Source organism: Streptomyces bacillaris, from assembly GCF_003268675.1.
Lineage (GTDB): Bacteria > Actinomycetota > Actinomycetes > Streptomycetales > Streptomycetaceae > Streptomyces > Streptomyces bacillaris.
This window is the reverse complement of record NZ_CP029378.1, coordinates 4,000,836-4,016,579: the sequence shown is the minus strand read 5'-3', so window position 1 is coordinate 4,016,579 and position 15,744 is coordinate 4,000,836. Positions and strand designations below refer to the sequence as shown.

The window sequence follows — 15,744 nt, the reverse complement described above, 5'->3', positions numbered from 1 at the left end:
CGGTGCCCCCGAAGACGGTGGATCTTCCGTTTTCGGGGGCACCAACGTGGTGTACGGCATGTGTGCGAGACAATGGCGGCATGGAAATGCCGAGGAATGACCGGTCGCAGGAGCACCCGCAGGTCCTTGTCGTGGGCCAGGACGGAATGGCTGTCGGCGGCGGTGCCAGTGACGACGAGTCGCGCGAGGTCCCGGTGACGGAGATGGTCGAACAGCCCGCGAAGGTCATGCGCATCGGCAGCATGATCAAGCAGCTTCTGGAAGAGGTCAGGGCGGCCCCTCTCGACGAGGCGAGCCGTGTCCGGCTCAAGGAGATCCACGCCAGCTCCGTGAAGGAGCTGGAGGACGGTCTCGCGCCGGAGCTGGTGGAGGAGCTGGAGCGGCTCTCCCTGCCGTTCACGGACGACTCGGTGCCCTCCGAGGCCGAGCTGCGGATCGCCCAGGCCCAGCTGGTGGGGTGGCTGGAGGGGCTCTTCCACGGCATCCAGACGGCGCTGTTCGCCCAGCAGATGGCGGCCCGCGCCCAGCTGGAGCAGATGCGCCGCGCCCTGCCGCCCGGAATGGCCCACGAGGACGAGGAAGGCGGCGGCGGTGACCCGCACGGGCCGATCCGCTCGGGACCGTACCTGTAGATCCGACAGCAGCTCAGCAGCGGCCCTGTGCACATCGACGTGTGCGCAGGGCCGCTGTGTGTTCTCCGCGTCCGCGCTGCTACCCGTTCGCGCTGCTACGCGTCCGTGCCGTCACGCGTTCGGGGTGATCAGCAGCACCTTGCCGACATGGGCGCTGGACTCGAGCACCCGGTGCGCCTCGGCGGCGTCCGCCATCGGCACCGTACGGTCCACGACGGGACGAACCACCCCGTCCGCGATCAGCGGCCACACATGCTCGCGTACGGCGGCGACGATGGCGGCCTTCTCCGCGATCGGGCGGCCCCGCAGGGAGGTCGCGGTGACGGCGGCCCGCTTGGCCAGCAGGGCGCCGAGGTTCAGCTCGCCCTTGACCCCGCCCTGGAGGCCGATGATCGCAAGGCGGCCGTTGACGGCGAGCGCCTGCACATTCCGGTCCAGGTACTTGGCGCCGACGATGTCGAGGATGACGTCGGCCCCCGCCCCGGCGGTGTTCTCGCGCACCTCCTCGACGAAGTCCTGCTCGCGGTAGTTGATCAGGATGTCCGCCCCCAGCTCGGCGCAGCGGGCCAGCTTCTCCGGGCTGCCCGCCGTGACCGCCACCCGGGCGCCGACCGCCTTCGCCAGCTGGATCGCCATGGTGCCGATCCCACTGGAACCGCCGTGGATCAGCACCGTCTCACCGGGGCGCAGGTGCGCCACCATGAACACGTTCGACCAGACCGTCGCGGTGACCTCGGGCAGCGCCGCCGCCACCGTCAGCTCCACGCCGTCCGGTACGGGGAGGAGTTGGCCGACCGGTACGGCGACCTTCTCCGCGTAGCCGCCGCCCGACAGCAGCGCGCACACCGCGTCCCCGACCGCCCAGCCGGTCACCCCCGGGCCGAGCGCCGCGATGCGTCCCGCGCACTCCAGACCGGGGTAGGGGGAGGCACCGGGCGGCGGGTCGTAGAAGCCCTGCCGCTGAAGGACGTCGGCACGGTTGACGGCACCGGCGACGACCTCGACGAGGACCTCGCCGTCGCCGGGTACGGGATCGGGCACCTCGGCCCAGACGAGCGCCTCGGGGCCACCGGGTTCGGGGATCGTGATCGCATGCATGGCCGCGAGGCTACTCCCGCCGCCGCCCGCCCGTGCGTGCGCCGGTCCACGTGCCGTCCCGCGCGCCGCCGCTCGGCGGGGTGGCTTCCGGCGCCTGGATTCCGGGTCCGGCTTCCAAGTTCCGGGCCCCAGGTTCCGTCCTTCGGGCTTCCTCGCGTTCCTCAGGGTCGGTGGTGCGGCGGCATCGGCAGATGGGGCAGGGACGGGCCGTCGCCGGACGGCCGGGTCGCGCGCACGATGGTGATGAGCCGGTCCGTCAGCTGCAGTGGACTGGCCGCCGGGTCGTCGTAGCCGAGCAGCCGGTGCCCGCGCAGCACACTGACGACCAGGTCCTCGGTCTCCCGGACGCTCTTGCCCACCTCGGCCTTTATCACCGGCCGTTCGACGAGATCGAGACCGCTGCCCTGCTGGATCAGATCCTCCATCACCGTGCCCGCGCTCGGACTGAGGACGGAGAGACCGAGCAGCCGGCCGGCGGCGCTGGCGCTGGTGATCACCGCATCGGCGCCGGACTGCCGCAGCAGGGGCGCGTTCTCCTCCTCGCGGACCGCCGCCACGATCTTGGCGCCCCGGTTCAACTGACGCGCGGTCAGGGTGACGAGGACGGCGGTGTCGTCCCTCTGAGTGGCGATGATGATCTGGCGGGCCTTCTGCAGCTCGGCGCGGAGCAGCACGTCACTGCGGGTGGCATCGCCGACCACACCGGTGTAGCCCTCGGCATTGGCTGCGTCGATCACTTTGGAGGCCGGGTCGACGATGACGATCTGTTCCTTCGCCAAGCCGGTGGAACGGAGGGTCTGAATCGCCGAACGGCCCTTGGTACCGAACCCGACGACGACGGTGTGGTCACGCAAGTTGGATCTCCAGCGTTTGAGCCGGAAGTCCTCGCGGGTCCGTTCCGTGAGGACTTCGAGGGTGGTACCGACCAGGATGATGAGGAACACCACGCGCAACGGCGTCACGAGGACCACGTTGAGCAACCTGGCACCATCACTCTGCGGAACGATGTCACCGTATCCGGTGGTGGAGAGGGTGACCGTCGCGTAGTAGACAGCGTCGAGCAGGTCGACCTTGCCGTCGGCGTTGTCCGTATACCCGTCACGGTCAAGCCAGACGATCATCACCGTCGTGGCCAGTACGAGCAGCGCCATCAGCAGCCGTTTGGCGACCTGGCGCCCAGGACGGTCGACGACCCTGCGGGGCAGCAGGACCCTCGTGGGGACGACTTGTTCCTCTGCCCGCCTGGCCATCGCGTCGTGGCCTGGAAGTTTCACGTGAAACACCCTTCCGTCCACGGTGTCGCCGGGGCCCATGGGAGATCGAGGATCTCCACCTCGGTGCCGGACCGTACCCCGCCGGCGGGCACCACGGCCAACCCGTCCGCCGCGGCGATCCCGCGCAGCATGGCGGGTCCGTTGTAGCGCAGGGGCGCCACATGGTCCCGGCCGCCCGCCCGGCCCGCGCGGTGGACCACGGGGACGAGGCGGGTGTCGTGCGGATGGCCGGGCACATCGGCGTGGACGAGCGCCCGGTACGCGTCCTGGGCCGGGCGGCCCGCGAGCCCCGCCAGCAGCGGTTCCGCGAGAGTCAGGAGCCCGGACACGGCGGCGAGCGGGTTGCCGGGGAGGCCGACCACATGCGGCCCGTCGGGGGAGAGCCGCGCCAGGAGCATGGGGTGGCCGGGGCGTACGGCGACGCCGTGGACGAGCAGTTCGGCGCCGAGGGCGGCCAGCACCGGGTGGACATGGTCGACCGGGCCGGAGGCGGTGCCCCCGGTGGTGATGATCACGTCGGCGTCGGAGGAGGTGAGGGCCGTGCGCAGGGCTTCGGCGTCGTCCCCGAGGCGGCGGGGGGCGGAGACCTCGGCGCCCAGGGCCCGCAGCCAGGGGGCGAGCATGGGGCCGAGAGCGTCGCGGATGAGGCCGTCGCGCGGAAGGCCCGAGGCGAGGAGTTCGTCACCGAGGACGAGGACATCGACGCGGGGGCGGGGAACGGCGGGGAGGGCGTCGTATCCGGCGGCCGCGGCGAGCCCGAGCACCGCCGGGGTGACCACGGTGCCGGCCGGGACCAACTGGTCGCCCGTACGGCACTCCTGGCCCCGGGGGCGGATGTCCTGGCCGGTGACGACGGGCCGCCGGGCGGAGAGCAGCCGCCGGGCCGCGTCGGCGTGGGCGTGCTCGCTGCGGATGACCGCGGTGGTGTCGGCGGGCGTACGGGCGCCGGTGGCGATGCGTACGGCGGTGCCGTCGGGGAGCCGGGCGTCCTGGCCCCCGGCGAGGAGGCCCGCGCCCTCGTCGTACGTCCAGGGGCCGGGCCCGGCGACGGCCCAGCCGTCCATGGCCGAGGTGTCGAAGGGCGGCAGGTCGGTGAGGGCGGCGAGCGGCTCGGCCAGCACATGCCCCAGGGCCCGGTCGAGCGCCAGCCGCACCACGGCCTGCGGCCCGCCCCGCCCGGCCCGCGCGGCAACGGCCCGCGCCCGCTCCCAGGGCAGGTCCACGACGGGGGACCTCGGGGCGGGAGCGGGTGCGGACGCGGACGCGGGTTCGTCGGTGGGCGGGGAGCCTGGAGCGGCAGCCGATGCGGGGCCGTCGGGTGCGGAATCGGTGTACGGGGAGGGGCCTGCGTACGGGGACGGGCTCGCGTATGGGGAGGGGCCCGGCTCGTCCGCCGCACCCGGGCTTCCGGTGGGTGTCTGGCCGCGCGGCGCCCGGCCGTTCGCCTGGTCGCCGGACCGGCCGGGCGTGGGGCCGGTGGCCCGGGTGCGGTCGTGTCCGGGGGCCTGGGAGCCGCTGCCCACCAGCGCCAACGCCTGCTCGACGGCCAGCTCTTCGGCCTCCGCCGCGCGCGCCTCGGCGCTGTCGGGGGCGGTGGGGCCGGTGGTTCCGGCTGGGTCGGTCGCACTGTTTCCACCACGGGAAACATCGCAGCCGGACAGGTCGTCACCACCGAACAGGTCGTCACCGCCGCCGAACACGTCGCTGCCGGAAAGGCCGTCCCCGGTCATGGCGTCCCGGCCCCTTCACCGCTCGGCTCCGCACGGGGCTGCTCCTCCGCCGCCTCCGCCTCCCAGCGCAGGGCGAGCGCGGTGGCCTTGCGGGCCGCCTCGGCGACCGCGGCCGCGGCTTCCTCCGGGCCGGCGGCCGCCGCGCTCGCCCGGGCGGCCGCGTACCCGACCAGGAAGGTCGTGAGCGGTGCGGCGGGCCGCGCGACTCCGTGCGCGGCGTCGCGGGCGAGGTCGAGCAGGACGTCGGTGTCGACGTCGAGTTCGATTCCCAGTTCGTTCTTGACCGAGGTGATCCATTCGTCCAGCACGGCCCCATGCTCCCTGATCCGGGCGCGGGCGGCGGCGATGTCCTCCCAAGTGTCGCAGTCGAACGCGGCATGGGGCCCGGCATCGACCCGGACGAGGTCCAGCTCCCCCGTCAGCAGCCGGAGCGGCAGGCCCGCCAGCGAGCCGTGCTCGGTGGCGAGCAGGGCCAGCTCCCGGCGGAGCGGCTCCGCGCGGTAGACGGCGAGGAGCGGCTGGTCGCGACCGTCGGGGTCGGTGCAGAGCGCGCCCTCCCTGCCGTTCTCACCGCCACCCCCACCGACGGCGGTGAGCAGCGCGTCGACCGTGGCGGGGCCCAGGAACGGCAGGTCGGCGGAGAGCACGAGCACCCGCTCCGCCGTCGTCAGCCGCACCCCCGCACCGAGCGCCGCCAACGGACCGCCGCCCTCCGGGACTTCGCGGGTCCAGACGACCGGCCGGGAGGTGGGCCTGCGGCCACCCACCACGACGGTGACACCCGCTCCGGCGCAGGCGGCGAGCACCCGGTCGAGCAGCGCACGGCCGCCGACCCGCACAGCGGGCTTGTCGGCGCCGCCGAGCCGCTTGGCGGCCCCACCGGCGAGGACGATCACGTCGTAGGCGGTCATACGTCGAGTATGGGCGGCACGGTCGGCCGACGGCCCCTCCGGGGTGGCCGGCAGAGCCGGGTCCGGAGGGGCACGTCCGAGCAACCACCCGTACCTACGGGCCCTGCGGGGCGACGAACAGGCCCTACAGGGTGCGCAGCAGCACCGCAGGCTGCTCCACGCAGTCGGCCACGTACCGGAGGAAGCCCCCGGCCGTTCCGCCGTCGCACACCCGGTGGTCGAAGGTGAGCGAGAGCTGGACGACCTGACGTACGGCCAGCTCACCGTTGTGCACCCAGGGCTTGGGCATGATCCGGCCGACGCCGAGCATCGCCGCTTCGGGGTGGTTGATGATCGGCGTCGAGCCGTCGACCCCGAACACCCCGTAGTTGTTCAGCGTGAACGTGCCGCCGGTCAGCTGGGCCGGGCTGAGCTTGCCGGTACGGGCCAGTTCGGTCAGCCGGGCGATCTCGGCCCCGATCGACTCGGCGTTGCGGGTGTGCGCGTCGCGGACGACCGGGACGACGAGGCCCCGCTCGGTCTGCGCCGCGAACCCGAGGTGCACACCGGGCAGTCGCACGATCTCGCGCGCGGCCGTGTCCACGGTGGAGTTCAGCTCGGGGTACCGGGCCAGCGCCGCCGTGCAGATCCGGGCCAGCAGCGCCAGGACCGACACCTTGGGCCCGCCGGACGGGCCCGACGCGGCGTTCATCGCGGCGCGGGCGGCCATCAGCTCGGTGGCGTCCGCGTCGACCCAGCAGGTGGCGTCCGGGATCTCGCTGCGGCTGCGCGACAGCTTGTCCGCGACCGCTCCCCGGACCCCGCGCAGCGGAATCCGCTCGGCGGCAGCGGCCGGTGCTGCCGCACCCGCCGTTGGAGCCTCCGCCACGACGGGCCCGTCGGCAGTCGTACGGGTCTGGGCCCGCGCGGCCTCCTCGGCCCGCCGGATCGCGGAGTCCACGTCGGCCCGCAGGATCAGTCCGTCGGGGCCGGAGCCCGCCAGCCGCCGCAGGTCGATCTCGTGCTGGCGGGCCAGCCGCCGCACGAGCGGCGAGACCACGGCCACGGGCCCCTGCCGGCCGTTCACCTCACCGGCTGCGGCGGGCACGGCCACCGGCACCGGCTCGTGCTCGACCACAGGCGCGGGTGCGGGTGCGGGCGCGGCGGAGGTGCCGACCCGCTCCGGCCGGATGCGCCGACGCCGGGCGGCCGGGGCGCCGGTCCCGTACCCGACGAGCACGTTCCCGGACCCGGCGGAGGGCTCCTCAGCGGCAGGCGTGCCCGCCGAGGAAGCCGACGAAGCCGAAGAAGTCGAGGGAGCCGGAGAGGCAGGCGCCTCCGTCGCGCCCACCGCCACCGTCAGCAGCGGTGCGCCGACCGGGAGTTCGGAACCCTCCTCACCGAACCGCGCGGTCACCACACCCCCGTACGGGCACGGCACCTCCACCATCGCCTTGGCCGTCTCGACCTCGACGACGGGCTGGTCGATGGCGACGACATCGCCGACCTCCACCAGCCAGCGCACGATCTCGGCCTCGGTCAGCCCCTCACCGAGGTCCGGCAGCTTGAATTCGAGGACCTGGGCCATCAGCTGTCCGCCTCCCACTGCAACCGGGCCACCGCGTCGAGCACCCGGTCGACTCCCGGCAGATGGTGCCGCTCCAGCATGGGCGGCGGATACGGGATGTCGAAGCCCGCCACCCGCAGCACCGGGGCCTCCAGGTGGTGGAAGCACCGCTCGGTGATCCGGGCCGCGATCTCGCCGCCGGGGCCGCCGAAGCCGGGGGACTCGTGGACGACGACCGCGCGGCCGGTGCGCCGCACCGAGGCGGCCACCGTCTCGTCGTCGAACGGCACCAGCGAGCGCAGGTCCACGACTTCGAGGTCCCAGCCCTCCGCGACGGCCGCCTCGGCGGCCTCCAGACAGACCGGCAGGGACGGGCCGTACGTGATCAGCGTGGCGCTGCGCCCGGTGCGGCGCACCACGGCCCTGCCGATCGGCTCGACGGCGGCCGGGGCCTCCGGCGACCAGTCGGCCTTGGACCAGTAGAGCCGCTTGGGCTCCAGGAAGACCACCGGGTCGTCGGAGGCGATGGAGGCCCGGAGCAGTCCGTAGGCGTCGTCCACCGTGGCCGGGGTGACGACATGGAGGCCGGGGGTGGCCATGTAGTAGGCCTCGGAGGAGTCGCTGTGGTGCTCGACGCCGCCGATGCCGCCGCCGTAGGGCACGCGCACGGTGATGGGGAGCGGCATGGCTCCCCCGGTGCGGTTGCGCATCTTGGCGACATGGCTCATCAGCTGCTCGAACGCCGGGTAGGCGAACGCGTCGAACTGCATCTCCACCACGGGCCGCAGCCCGTACATCGCCATGCCGACCGCCGCCCCGAGGATGCCCGCCTCGGCCAGCGGGGTGTCGGTGCACCGGTCGTCACCGAACTCCTTGGCCAGCCCGTCGGTGATCCGGAAGACCCCGCCCAGGGTGCCGACGTCCTCACCGAGCACGTGCACGGTCGGGTCCTCGGCCATCGAGTCGCGCAGGGCGCGCCCGAGGGCCTGGGCCATGGTGGCCGGTTTCGCCTTCGCCGTACGGGTGCCGGCCCTGGTCGCCGCCGTGGTCATCGGCCTTCCTCCGCGCTGTGCTCGTGGTCCTGCTCGGCGTCCAGCTCGGCGCGCAGGGCGGCGGCCTGCTCACGGAGCTGGCTGGTCTGCTCCGCGTAGACATGGGTGAAGAGGTCCATCGGCGCCAGCTCCGGGTCGGCGTTCATCCGGTCGCGGAGGGCGGCGGCCATGCGCTCGGCGGCCTCCTTCGCCCGCTCGATGCCCTCGTCATCGAGGAGACCGCGCTCGGTCAGCTCGCGCTCGATGAGCTGGACGGGGTCGTGCGCCCGCCAGGCCTCGACCTCGCTGTCGACCCGGTAGCGGGTGGCGTCGTCGGCGTTGGTGTGGGCGTCCATGCGGTAGGTGACGGCCTCGATCAGCGTGGGGCCCTCGCCGCGCCGGGCCCGGGCCACGGCCTCGCCGAGCACCTGGTGCACGGCGGCCGCGTCGTTGCCGTCGACGAGGCGGCCGGGCATCCCGTATCCCACGGCCTTGTGGGCGAGGGAGGGGGCGGCGGTCTGCTTGGCGAGCGGTACGGAGATGGCGAAGCCGTTGTTCTGGACGAGGAAGACCACGGGGGCTTTCCAGACGGCCGCGAAGTTCAGTGCCTCGTGGAAGTCGCCCTCGCTGGTGCCGCCGTCACCGACCATGGCGAGCGCCACCACGTCGTCGCCCTTGAGCCGGGCGGCGTGAGCCAGGCCCACCGCGTGCGGGAGCTGGGTGGCGAGCGGGGTGCAGAGCGGGGCGATGCGGTGCTGGTGCGGGTCGTAGCCGGTGTGCCGGTCGCCGCGCAGCAGGGTCAGCGCCTCGACCGGGTCGAGGCCGCGCGCCACGGCCGCCAGCGTGTCCCGGTAGCTGGGGAAGAGCCAGTCCCGCTCTTCGAGCACCAGGGCGGCGGCGATCTCGCACGCCTCCTGGCCGGTGCTGGAGGGGTAGACGGCCAGGCGGCCCTGCTTGGTCAGCGCGGTGGCCTGCGTGTTGTACCGCCGGCCGCGGACCAGCTCGGCGTGGAGCCTCAGCAGCAGCTCGGGGTCGACGTCCGCGACCGCGTCCGTGCCGAGCACCCGGTAGGGCTCCGGGTCCGGGAGCAGCGGGGCGGGGTCGGTGATCGGCTTCCAGGCCGGGGGCGGCGTGGGCCGGTAGGCGGCCGCGCCGGGCAGCTCTTGGACCGTCATGGAAAGCACCTCCAGGCATCGGTGGAGATCAAGAGATCGAGGGTGTCGATAGGGAACGGGATGTCAAGAGATGTCGCGAGGGTGTCGCGGGACGTGCGAGGCACCGGTGTGGTGTGCCTCACCTACCGATTGTTCGGTCGTGGGCGCATTTTGGCTACAGGCACCTTCACCCTGTGGACAAACGGTTCTCCACAGCCTGAGATAGAGGCAGGTCGTCCACTTCGGGGAGGCGCGGGCAGATGGCAGCTGAACAAATGGCCGGATCGGGTGAGGACCCCGGCCGCCCCGCACCTCCGGCCGCGGCACCGTCGGCCACGACAGCACCACCCGTCCCGACCGGCCCGGAGCCCGTCGCGCTCCCGCCCGCGCGCCCCCTGGACGCCATCGACCGCGACATCCTGCGCATCCTCCAGACGGACGGCCGCGCCTCGATACGGTCGGTGGCCGAGCGGGTCCATGTCTCGCGCGCCAACGCCTACGCCCGGATCAACCGCCTGGTCGAGGACGGCGTGATCCGCGGTTTCGGGGCGCGGGTGGACCACGAGCGGGCCGGGCAGGGCGCGTCGGCGTACATCACGCTCCAGATCGTGCAGAACTCCTGGCGCACCGTGCGCGAGCAGCTCCAGGCGCTGCCGGGCGCCACGCACATCGCGCTGGTCAGCGGGGATTTCGACGTGCTGCTGCTGGTGCACACGCCCGACAACCGGGCGCTGCGCGAACTGGTCCTCACCCGGATCCAGTCGATCCCCGAGGTGCTCTCGACCCGCACGCTGCTGGTCTTCGAGGAGACGGACCTCGGCCCCCGCCCGGACCGCCCGGCGGAGCTGGCCTGACCACCCGGCTGAGCCCACCCGCCGGGGCCGGGCTCAGCGGTCCTGGTCGCCGGTCGCCCGCATCCCCTCGAAGGCGAGCTGGACCACGGTGTCCGCGAGCTGTTCCTCGCCCGGGAAGCCGCCCGGCTGCGGCCGGTACCACTCGACCAGCGAGTTGACCATGCCGAAGAGCAGCCGGGTGGCCAGGCGTATGTCCACATCGGCCCGGAGATCGCCCTCGGCCACGGCGGCCTTCATCAGCTCCGCCACCCGGTGGTCGAACTCGCGCCGCCGCTCCAGCGCCCAGCGCTCGGTCTTCGTGTTGCCGCGCACCCGCAGCAGCAGCGTGACGTACGGGACCTCCGCCATCAGCACCTCGACGGTCCGGCGCGTGACGTACTCGACCCGCTCGATCGCGCGCCCGCGCTGCGCCCCCGGCTCGTCGAGGACGGCGAAGAGCCCGTCGAGCGCCCGGCTCACGGCCCGGCGCAGCAGCTCCTCCTTGCCCGCCACATGGTGGTAGATGGAGGACTTGGAAATACCCGCCGCCTTGGAGAGGTGCTCCATGGAGGTGCCGTCGTAACCGCGCTCGTTGAAGACACGGACGGCGACGGTGAGCAGACTCTCCGGGGTGTACGTGTCCCGCTTGGCCGTGGTCATGTCCGCGATCCTCCCCCATCAGGGATCAGCCCCGCACAGGCGGGGACCGCCGAAGTTGTCCACAGGTTCCCCGAGGGCCCCTTGTCCCGACCGATCGTTCGGTTACTCTAACTCCGTCCGTACGTCCCTGCCCGGCTCGATGAGGAGTTGGTCCGCCATGGCCGCCGCGCTCACCCCCCAGCAGCTGTCCGAGACCCACCGGCCCACGCTCGACCAGGCCCTCGAAACGATCGGTACGCGCGCGTACTGGTCGCCGCACCCCGAGCACCCGAAGGCGTACGGCGAGGGCGGCGCCCCCGGCAGCCTGGGCGCGGCCGAGGGCAAGGCCGCGTTCGACGCGGTGCTGAACACCCGGTTCGACCTGGACCAGCCGGGCACCGACGGCTGGACGGGCGGGGAGGTGTCGCCGTACGGGCCGGAGCTCGGCGTGGAGTATCCGCACGCCGACATCGACGTCCTGCTCCCGGCGATGAAGGCTGGCACGGCCGCCTGGCGGGCGGCGGGCCCCGAGACCCGGGCCCTGGTCTGTCTGGAGATCCTGTCGCGGATCAGCGCCCGCACCCACGAGCTGGCCCACGCGGTCATGCACACCAGCGGCCAGGCCTTCATGATGGCGTTCCAGGCGGGCGGCCCGCACGCGCAGGACCGCGGTCTGGAAGCCGTCGCGTACGCCTACCAGGAGCAGGTGCGCACGCCGGGGAGCGCCGACTGGTCCAAGCCCCAGGGCAAGCGCGATCCGCTGAAGCTGACGAAGACGTTCACCACGTCCGGGCGCGGGATCGCGCTGGTCATCGGCTGCAACACCTTCCCCACGTGGAACGGCTACCCGGGCCTGTTCGCCTCGCTCGCAACCGGCAACCCGGTGCTGGTGAAGCCGCACCCGAGGGCCGTGCTGCCGCTCGCGCTCACCGTCCGGATCGCCCGTGAGGTGCTGGCCGAGGCGGGCTTCGACCCCAACCTGGTCGCGCTCGCCGCCGAGCGCCCCGGCGAGGGCATCGCCAAGACCCTCGCGGTCCGCCCCGAGATCCGCATCATCGACTACACGGGCTCCACCGCCTTCGGCGACTGGCTGGAGGCCAACGCCCGCCAGGCGCAGGTCTACACGGAGAAGGCCGGCGTCAACACGATCGTCGTCGACTCCACCGACGACTACCGGGGCCTGCTCGCCAACGTGGCGTTCTCCCTCTCGCTCTACAGCGGCCAGATGTGCACCACCCCGCAGAACCTGCTGATCCCCCGCGACGGCATCACCACGGACGCCGGCCCCAAGTCGTACGACGAGGTGGTCTCCGACATCGCGGCGGCCGTCAACGGTCTCCTGGGCGACGACGCCCGCGCGGCGGCCCTGCTCGGCGCCCTGGTCAACCCGGACGTCAAGGCCCGGGTGGAGGCCGCCGGTGAGCTGGGCGAGGTGGCCCTCCCCTCCCGTACGGTCGCCAACGCCGAGTTCCCCGACGCCGTCGTCCGTACGCCGGTCGTCGTCAAGCTCGACGGGACGAAGACCGACGAGGACGCGGCGTACCTCTCGGAGTGCTTCGGCCCGGTCTCCTTCGCCGTGGCGGTCGAGTCGACGGACGCCGCTCTGGAGCTGCTGCGCCGCACGATCCGCGAGAAGGGCGCCATGACCGTCGGCGCCTACACCACCTCCCCCGAGGTGGAGCGGGCGATCGAGGACGTCTGCCTGGACGAGTCGGCCCAGCTCTCGCTGAACCTGACCGGCGGGGTGTACGTCAACCAGACGGCCGCCTTCTCCGACTTCCACGGCTCCGGCGGCAACCCGGCGGCCAACGCGGCCCTGTGCGACGCGGCCTTCGTCGCCAACCGCTTCCGCGTGGTGGAGGTCCGCCGCCAGGCGTAGGTGTCCTACCGGCGGGGGTCGGGGATGTCGGCGTAGCGCTGCACCCAGGCGTGCATGGCGATGGCCGCCGCGGCCCCCGCGTTGATGGACCGGGTCGAGCCGAACTGGGCGATCGAGCACACCATCGAGGCGTGCTCGCGCGCCTCCTCGGTCAGCCCCGGCCCCTCCTGCCCGAACAGCAGCACACAGCGGCGCGGCAGCTCGGTCCGCTCCAGCGGTACGGCCCCGGGGAGGTTGTCGATCCCGATGATCGGCAGCCCCTCGGCGGCCGCCCAGGCGGTCAGGTCCGCCGTGTCCGGGTGGTGGCGCACATGCTGGTAGCGGTCGGTGACCATGGCGCCGCGCCGATTCCAGCGCCGTCGGCCCACGATGTGGATCTCCTTGGCCAGGAAGGCGTTGGCGGTCCGGACCACGGAGCCGATGTTGAAGTCGTGGCCCCAGTTCTCCACGGCCACATGGAAGTCGTGGCGCCGCAGGTCCAGGTCCGCGACGATCGCCTCGCGCGTCCAGTAGCGGTAGGCGTCACCGACGTTGCGCCGGTCGCCGTGGGCCAGCAGCTCGGGGTCGTACCGCTCGCCCTCGGGCCACGGCAGCGGGTGCGGGCCGACGCCGATCTCCTGGCCGTAGCCGTCGTCGTACTGAAGGGGCTCTGGGATACCGCCGGTGCTGCCGGGCTCGCTGCTCACCCGACGAGCGTATGGCCCCCGCCGGTGCCGTGCGGCGGGGCCTCCCCCGTACCGCCGCGTTCCTTCCCCGTACCGCCCCGGTCGTCGGGTGCCGTGCGGGCGGCGGGCACCTCCGGCGGGCCGCCGCCCTCGGGGGAGCGCGGCCGTCCCGGCAGCAGTCCGAGCAGCCGCTCCCGGCCCAGCGTGGCCCGGCGGCCCAGCCAGAGCAGGAAGACCGTCGGCAGGAACACCGCGTCCGCCGCGATCATCGCCATCGAGAAGAACGGCAGCCCCAGCAGCAGGGCGATCCCCGCGTGCTCGCCGATCATGATGACCAGCAGGACGTTCTTGAGCCGCCGGTTGAACAGGGTGAACGGGAACGCGACCTGGACGATGACCGTCGCGTACGTCAGCACCATCACCACGAGCCCGCTGGAGGCGAGCACGTCCGACAGGGCGGGCCACGGGGTGAAGTAGTCGAGCTTGAGCGGGTAGTAGAGCGCGGTGCCGTCCTGCCAGCGCGAGCCCTGGATCTTGTACCAGCCGGCGGTCGCGTAGATCAGGCAGACCTCGATCATGATCACGACGAGCGCGGCGTTGTGCACGAGGTTGGCCAGCACGTCGAGCAGGGAGCGGAGCTGCCCCCGGGGCGCGTGCCGGTTCACGTCCCACCAGGCCGCGGCGGAGAGCCAGAGCAGCCAGAGCAGCACGCGCAGCCACCAGGTCCCGCCGAGCCCGTCCATCACGGTGGCGACGATCAGGACCGGGCCGAGCAGCGCCCAGAGGACCGGGCCCACGACGTCCCGCCGGGGCGGCAGCCCCGCGGCGGCCCGCTCGACCTTCCGGGCCGCGCGCCGGGCGTCCAGCGACCAGACCTGGGCACAGCGCGTCAGCACGAGGTAGATCGCCATGAGGTGGATGACGTTGTCGCCGCCGTCGCCCATGAAGACGCTGCGGTTCTGTACGGAGAGCACGCCGACCATGAAGAGGACGGACATCGTCCGGGTGCGCCACCCCAGGAGCAGGGCGGCGGCGGAGAGCACGGTGAGCGCGTACACCGCCTCGAACCAGAGCACGTTGTCCGTCCAGAGCAGGACGGAGAAGGCCTCGTTGCCCGCCGTGAGCTGCCGGGCCAGGTCCCAGTGCCACGGGCTGTCGGGGCCGTACAGCTCGTGGCGGTGCGGCACCTCGCGCAGCAGGAAGAAGAGGTACGTGGCGGCGAAACCGATCCGGATGACGGCGCTCTGGTACGGGCCGAGGGCCGATGCGGTGATGCGCTGGAGGCCCCGGGCGAGCGCGACTCCGGCGGCGCCGATCCGGTCCTGCGGGGGGCCGGGGCGGGGGGCGTGGGCCGGAGTGTAGGCGGGAGCGTGGCTCGGGCTGCCGTGCGCCGGGGCGCCGTGGCCCGGGGTGCCCTGGCTCGGGGCGCTGTGTGCAGGGGCCTCGTGGGCCGGGGCGGGCCGGTCGGAGTGCGGTGGGGTGGGCGGGGTGGCGGTCACTTCTCCCCCTCCTCGCCGCGCGCCGCGTCACGCGGTGCGGGCAGATCGTCGGGGGTCACGTCCCACCAGGGCAGGACGCGGTAGCTCGGCCGGGTGTTGGCCTTCTCGTCGGACCACGGGGGCGGGGCGACCAGGCTGGAGGCCGACCTCAGCTGGATGCGCTCGACCGTGCCGCCCAGATCGCGTCCGTCGAGCCGCAGCATCGCGATGCGCCGGATGTAGCGCTCGGAGAGTTCGCCGCGCAGCCCGTTGGGCTTGTCCTGCTCGTCGTGCGAGTTCAGGTAGAAGTCCCAGCCGCGGCGCAGCTCGTTCTGGTGCACATGGCTGGGGAGGAGGCTGCCGCGTATCGCGTCGCCGTCCTCGCGGCTGAGGCTGATCCAGTCGGTGGTGCGGCGCCCGTCGGCCCCGGCCACCTCGGCGCGGACGTGGACGGCGATGTTCTGCTGGAGCGGGTTGGGGGCGAAGAGCTTCCAGTTCTGCTCGAACTCCGGGTAGATCCAGTCGTCGATCGTCTTCCCGTGCTGCTTGGTCACCGTGTTGGACGGGGCCACGTGGAGGAAGACCATCGCCACGTGTGCGCAGGCCAGGAGTCCGATGAGGGCCAGGGCCAGGGCGGCGACGAGCTGGTGGCCGAACGGGAGGCCGGCTATGCCGGGGACGGCCGCGGGGGGATCGGGGACCGGCGGTGGAGCGTCCGGTTCCGCGGAGTGGTGGCTCGCCGCCTGCGGCCGGACGTCCTCGTGCACGCTCCCGGACACCCCGCTGCCGGAGCCTCCGTCGTGGTCCGCACCCATCCCGCCCCGCTCACCATCGATCACCGCTCGGTTATCCACAGGGTTGACACCCTACGGGC

At 73.1% G+C, this 15,744-nt stretch carries 14 protein-coding genes; 3 read left to right on the top strand and 11 right to left on the bottom strand.

The window, feature by feature from the left end; genetic code table 11:
- The first annotated feature begins 80 nt into the window (after positions 1 to 80).
- Positions 81 to 632, top strand: a complete 552-nt coding sequence (locus DJ476_RS17400) for a bacterial proteasome activator family protein (RefSeq protein ID WP_079167237.1) — start codon at positions 81 to 83, stop codon at positions 630 to 632.
- Positions 633 to 743: 111 nt separating this feature from the next.
- Here the strand turns inward: DJ476_RS17400 and DJ476_RS17395 are convergent, their stop codons facing one another.
- From DJ476_RS17395 to pdhA, 7 genes are all read right to left on the bottom strand, one after another.
- Positions 744 to 1,730 (bottom strand): NAD(P)H-quinone oxidoreductase, encoded by a 987-nt coding sequence (locus DJ476_RS17395; protein WP_103418415.1) that lies wholly within the window; start codon positions 1,728 to 1,730, stop codon positions 744 to 746.
- 161 nt (positions 1,731 to 1,891) lie between these two features.
- Positions 1,892 to 3,043 carry a potassium channel family protein gene (locus DJ476_RS17390; protein ID WP_070200877.1) on the bottom strand — a complete coding sequence of 384 codons (1,152 nt, stop codon included), beginning with the start codon at positions 3,041 to 3,043 and terminating at the stop codon, positions 1,892 to 1,894.
- Positions 3,001 to 4,734, bottom strand: coding sequence for a molybdopterin molybdotransferase MoeA (locus DJ476_RS17385; RefSeq protein WP_318294722.1), 1,734 nt, complete (start codon positions 4,732 to 4,734; stop codon positions 3,001 to 3,003). The genes DJ476_RS17390 and DJ476_RS17385 overlap by 43 nt, the downstream gene beginning before the upstream one ends.
- A complete protein-coding gene (locus DJ476_RS17380; protein ID WP_103418417.1) occupies positions 4,731 to 5,645 on the bottom strand; it encodes a DUF6457 domain-containing protein in 915 nt (304 codons plus the stop codon). The genes DJ476_RS17385 and DJ476_RS17380 overlap by 4 nt, the downstream gene beginning before the upstream one ends.
- Positions 5,646 to 5,769: 124 nt before the next feature.
- Positions 5,770 to 7,212 carry a dihydrolipoamide acetyltransferase family protein gene (locus DJ476_RS17375; protein ID WP_112492548.1) on the bottom strand — a complete coding sequence of 481 codons (1,443 nt, stop codon included), beginning with the start codon at positions 7,210 to 7,212 and terminating at the stop codon, positions 5,770 to 5,772.
- On the bottom strand, positions 7,212 to 8,243 hold the full coding sequence (locus DJ476_RS17370) for an alpha-ketoacid dehydrogenase subunit beta (RefSeq protein WP_112490970.1): 1,032 nt from the start codon (positions 8,241 to 8,243) through the stop codon (positions 7,212 to 7,214). The genes DJ476_RS17375 and DJ476_RS17370 overlap by 1 nt, the downstream gene beginning before the upstream one ends.
- Positions 8,240 to 9,397 carry a pyruvate dehydrogenase (acetyl-transferring) E1 component subunit alpha gene (gene pdhA / locus DJ476_RS17365; protein ID WP_053560375.1) on the bottom strand — a complete coding sequence of 386 codons (1,158 nt, stop codon included), beginning with the start codon at positions 9,395 to 9,397 and terminating at the stop codon, positions 8,240 to 8,242. Before pdhA ends, DJ476_RS17370 begins: the two co-directional genes overlap by 4 nt.
- A 239-nt stretch (positions 9,398 to 9,636) precedes the next feature.
- On the opposite strand from pdhA, the gene DJ476_RS17360 reads away from it, so the two are divergent.
- Positions 9,637 to 10,230 (top strand): Lrp/AsnC family transcriptional regulator, encoded by a 594-nt coding sequence (locus DJ476_RS17360; protein WP_404827515.1) that lies wholly within the window; start codon positions 9,637 to 9,639, stop codon positions 10,228 to 10,230.
- Positions 10,231 to 10,263: 33 nt separating this feature from the next.
- Here the strand turns inward: DJ476_RS17360 and DJ476_RS17355 are convergent, their stop codons facing one another.
- A complete protein-coding gene (locus tag DJ476_RS17355) occupies positions 10,264 to 10,869 on the bottom strand; it encodes a TetR/AcrR family transcriptional regulator (RefSeq protein WP_019762370.1) in 606 nt (201 codons plus the stop codon).
- Between the two features lie 157 nt (positions 10,870 to 11,026).
- Here DJ476_RS17355 and paaN point away from each other — a divergent pair, with 157 nt between their 5' ends.
- Positions 11,027 to 12,727 carry a phenylacetic acid degradation protein PaaN gene (gene paaN, locus DJ476_RS17350; RefSeq protein WP_103418420.1) on the top strand — a complete coding sequence of 567 codons (1,701 nt, stop codon included), beginning with the start codon at positions 11,027 to 11,029 and terminating at the stop codon, positions 12,725 to 12,727.
- A gap of 5 nt (positions 12,728 to 12,732) precedes the next feature.
- Here paaN and DJ476_RS17345 read toward each other — a convergent pair whose 3' ends face one another.
- The 3 genes from DJ476_RS17345 to DJ476_RS17335 are packed head-to-tail and all read right to left on the bottom strand — an operon-like array spanning position 12,733 to position 15,685.
- A complete protein-coding gene (locus DJ476_RS17345; RefSeq protein ID WP_103418421.1) occupies positions 12,733 to 13,413 on the bottom strand; it encodes a TrmH family RNA methyltransferase in 681 nt (226 codons plus the stop codon).
- Positions 13,410 to 14,891, bottom strand: coding sequence for an HTTM domain-containing protein (locus tag DJ476_RS17340; RefSeq protein WP_103418422.1), 1,482 nt, complete (start codon positions 14,889 to 14,891; stop codon positions 13,410 to 13,412). Before DJ476_RS17340 ends, DJ476_RS17345 begins: the two co-directional genes overlap by 4 nt.
- Positions 14,888 to 15,685, bottom strand: a complete 798-nt coding sequence (locus DJ476_RS17335) for a DUF5819 family protein (protein ID WP_103418423.1) — start codon at positions 15,683 to 15,685, stop codon at positions 14,888 to 14,890. Before DJ476_RS17335 ends, DJ476_RS17340 begins: the two co-directional genes overlap by 4 nt.
- Positions 15,686 to 15,744 lie beyond the last annotated feature (59 nt).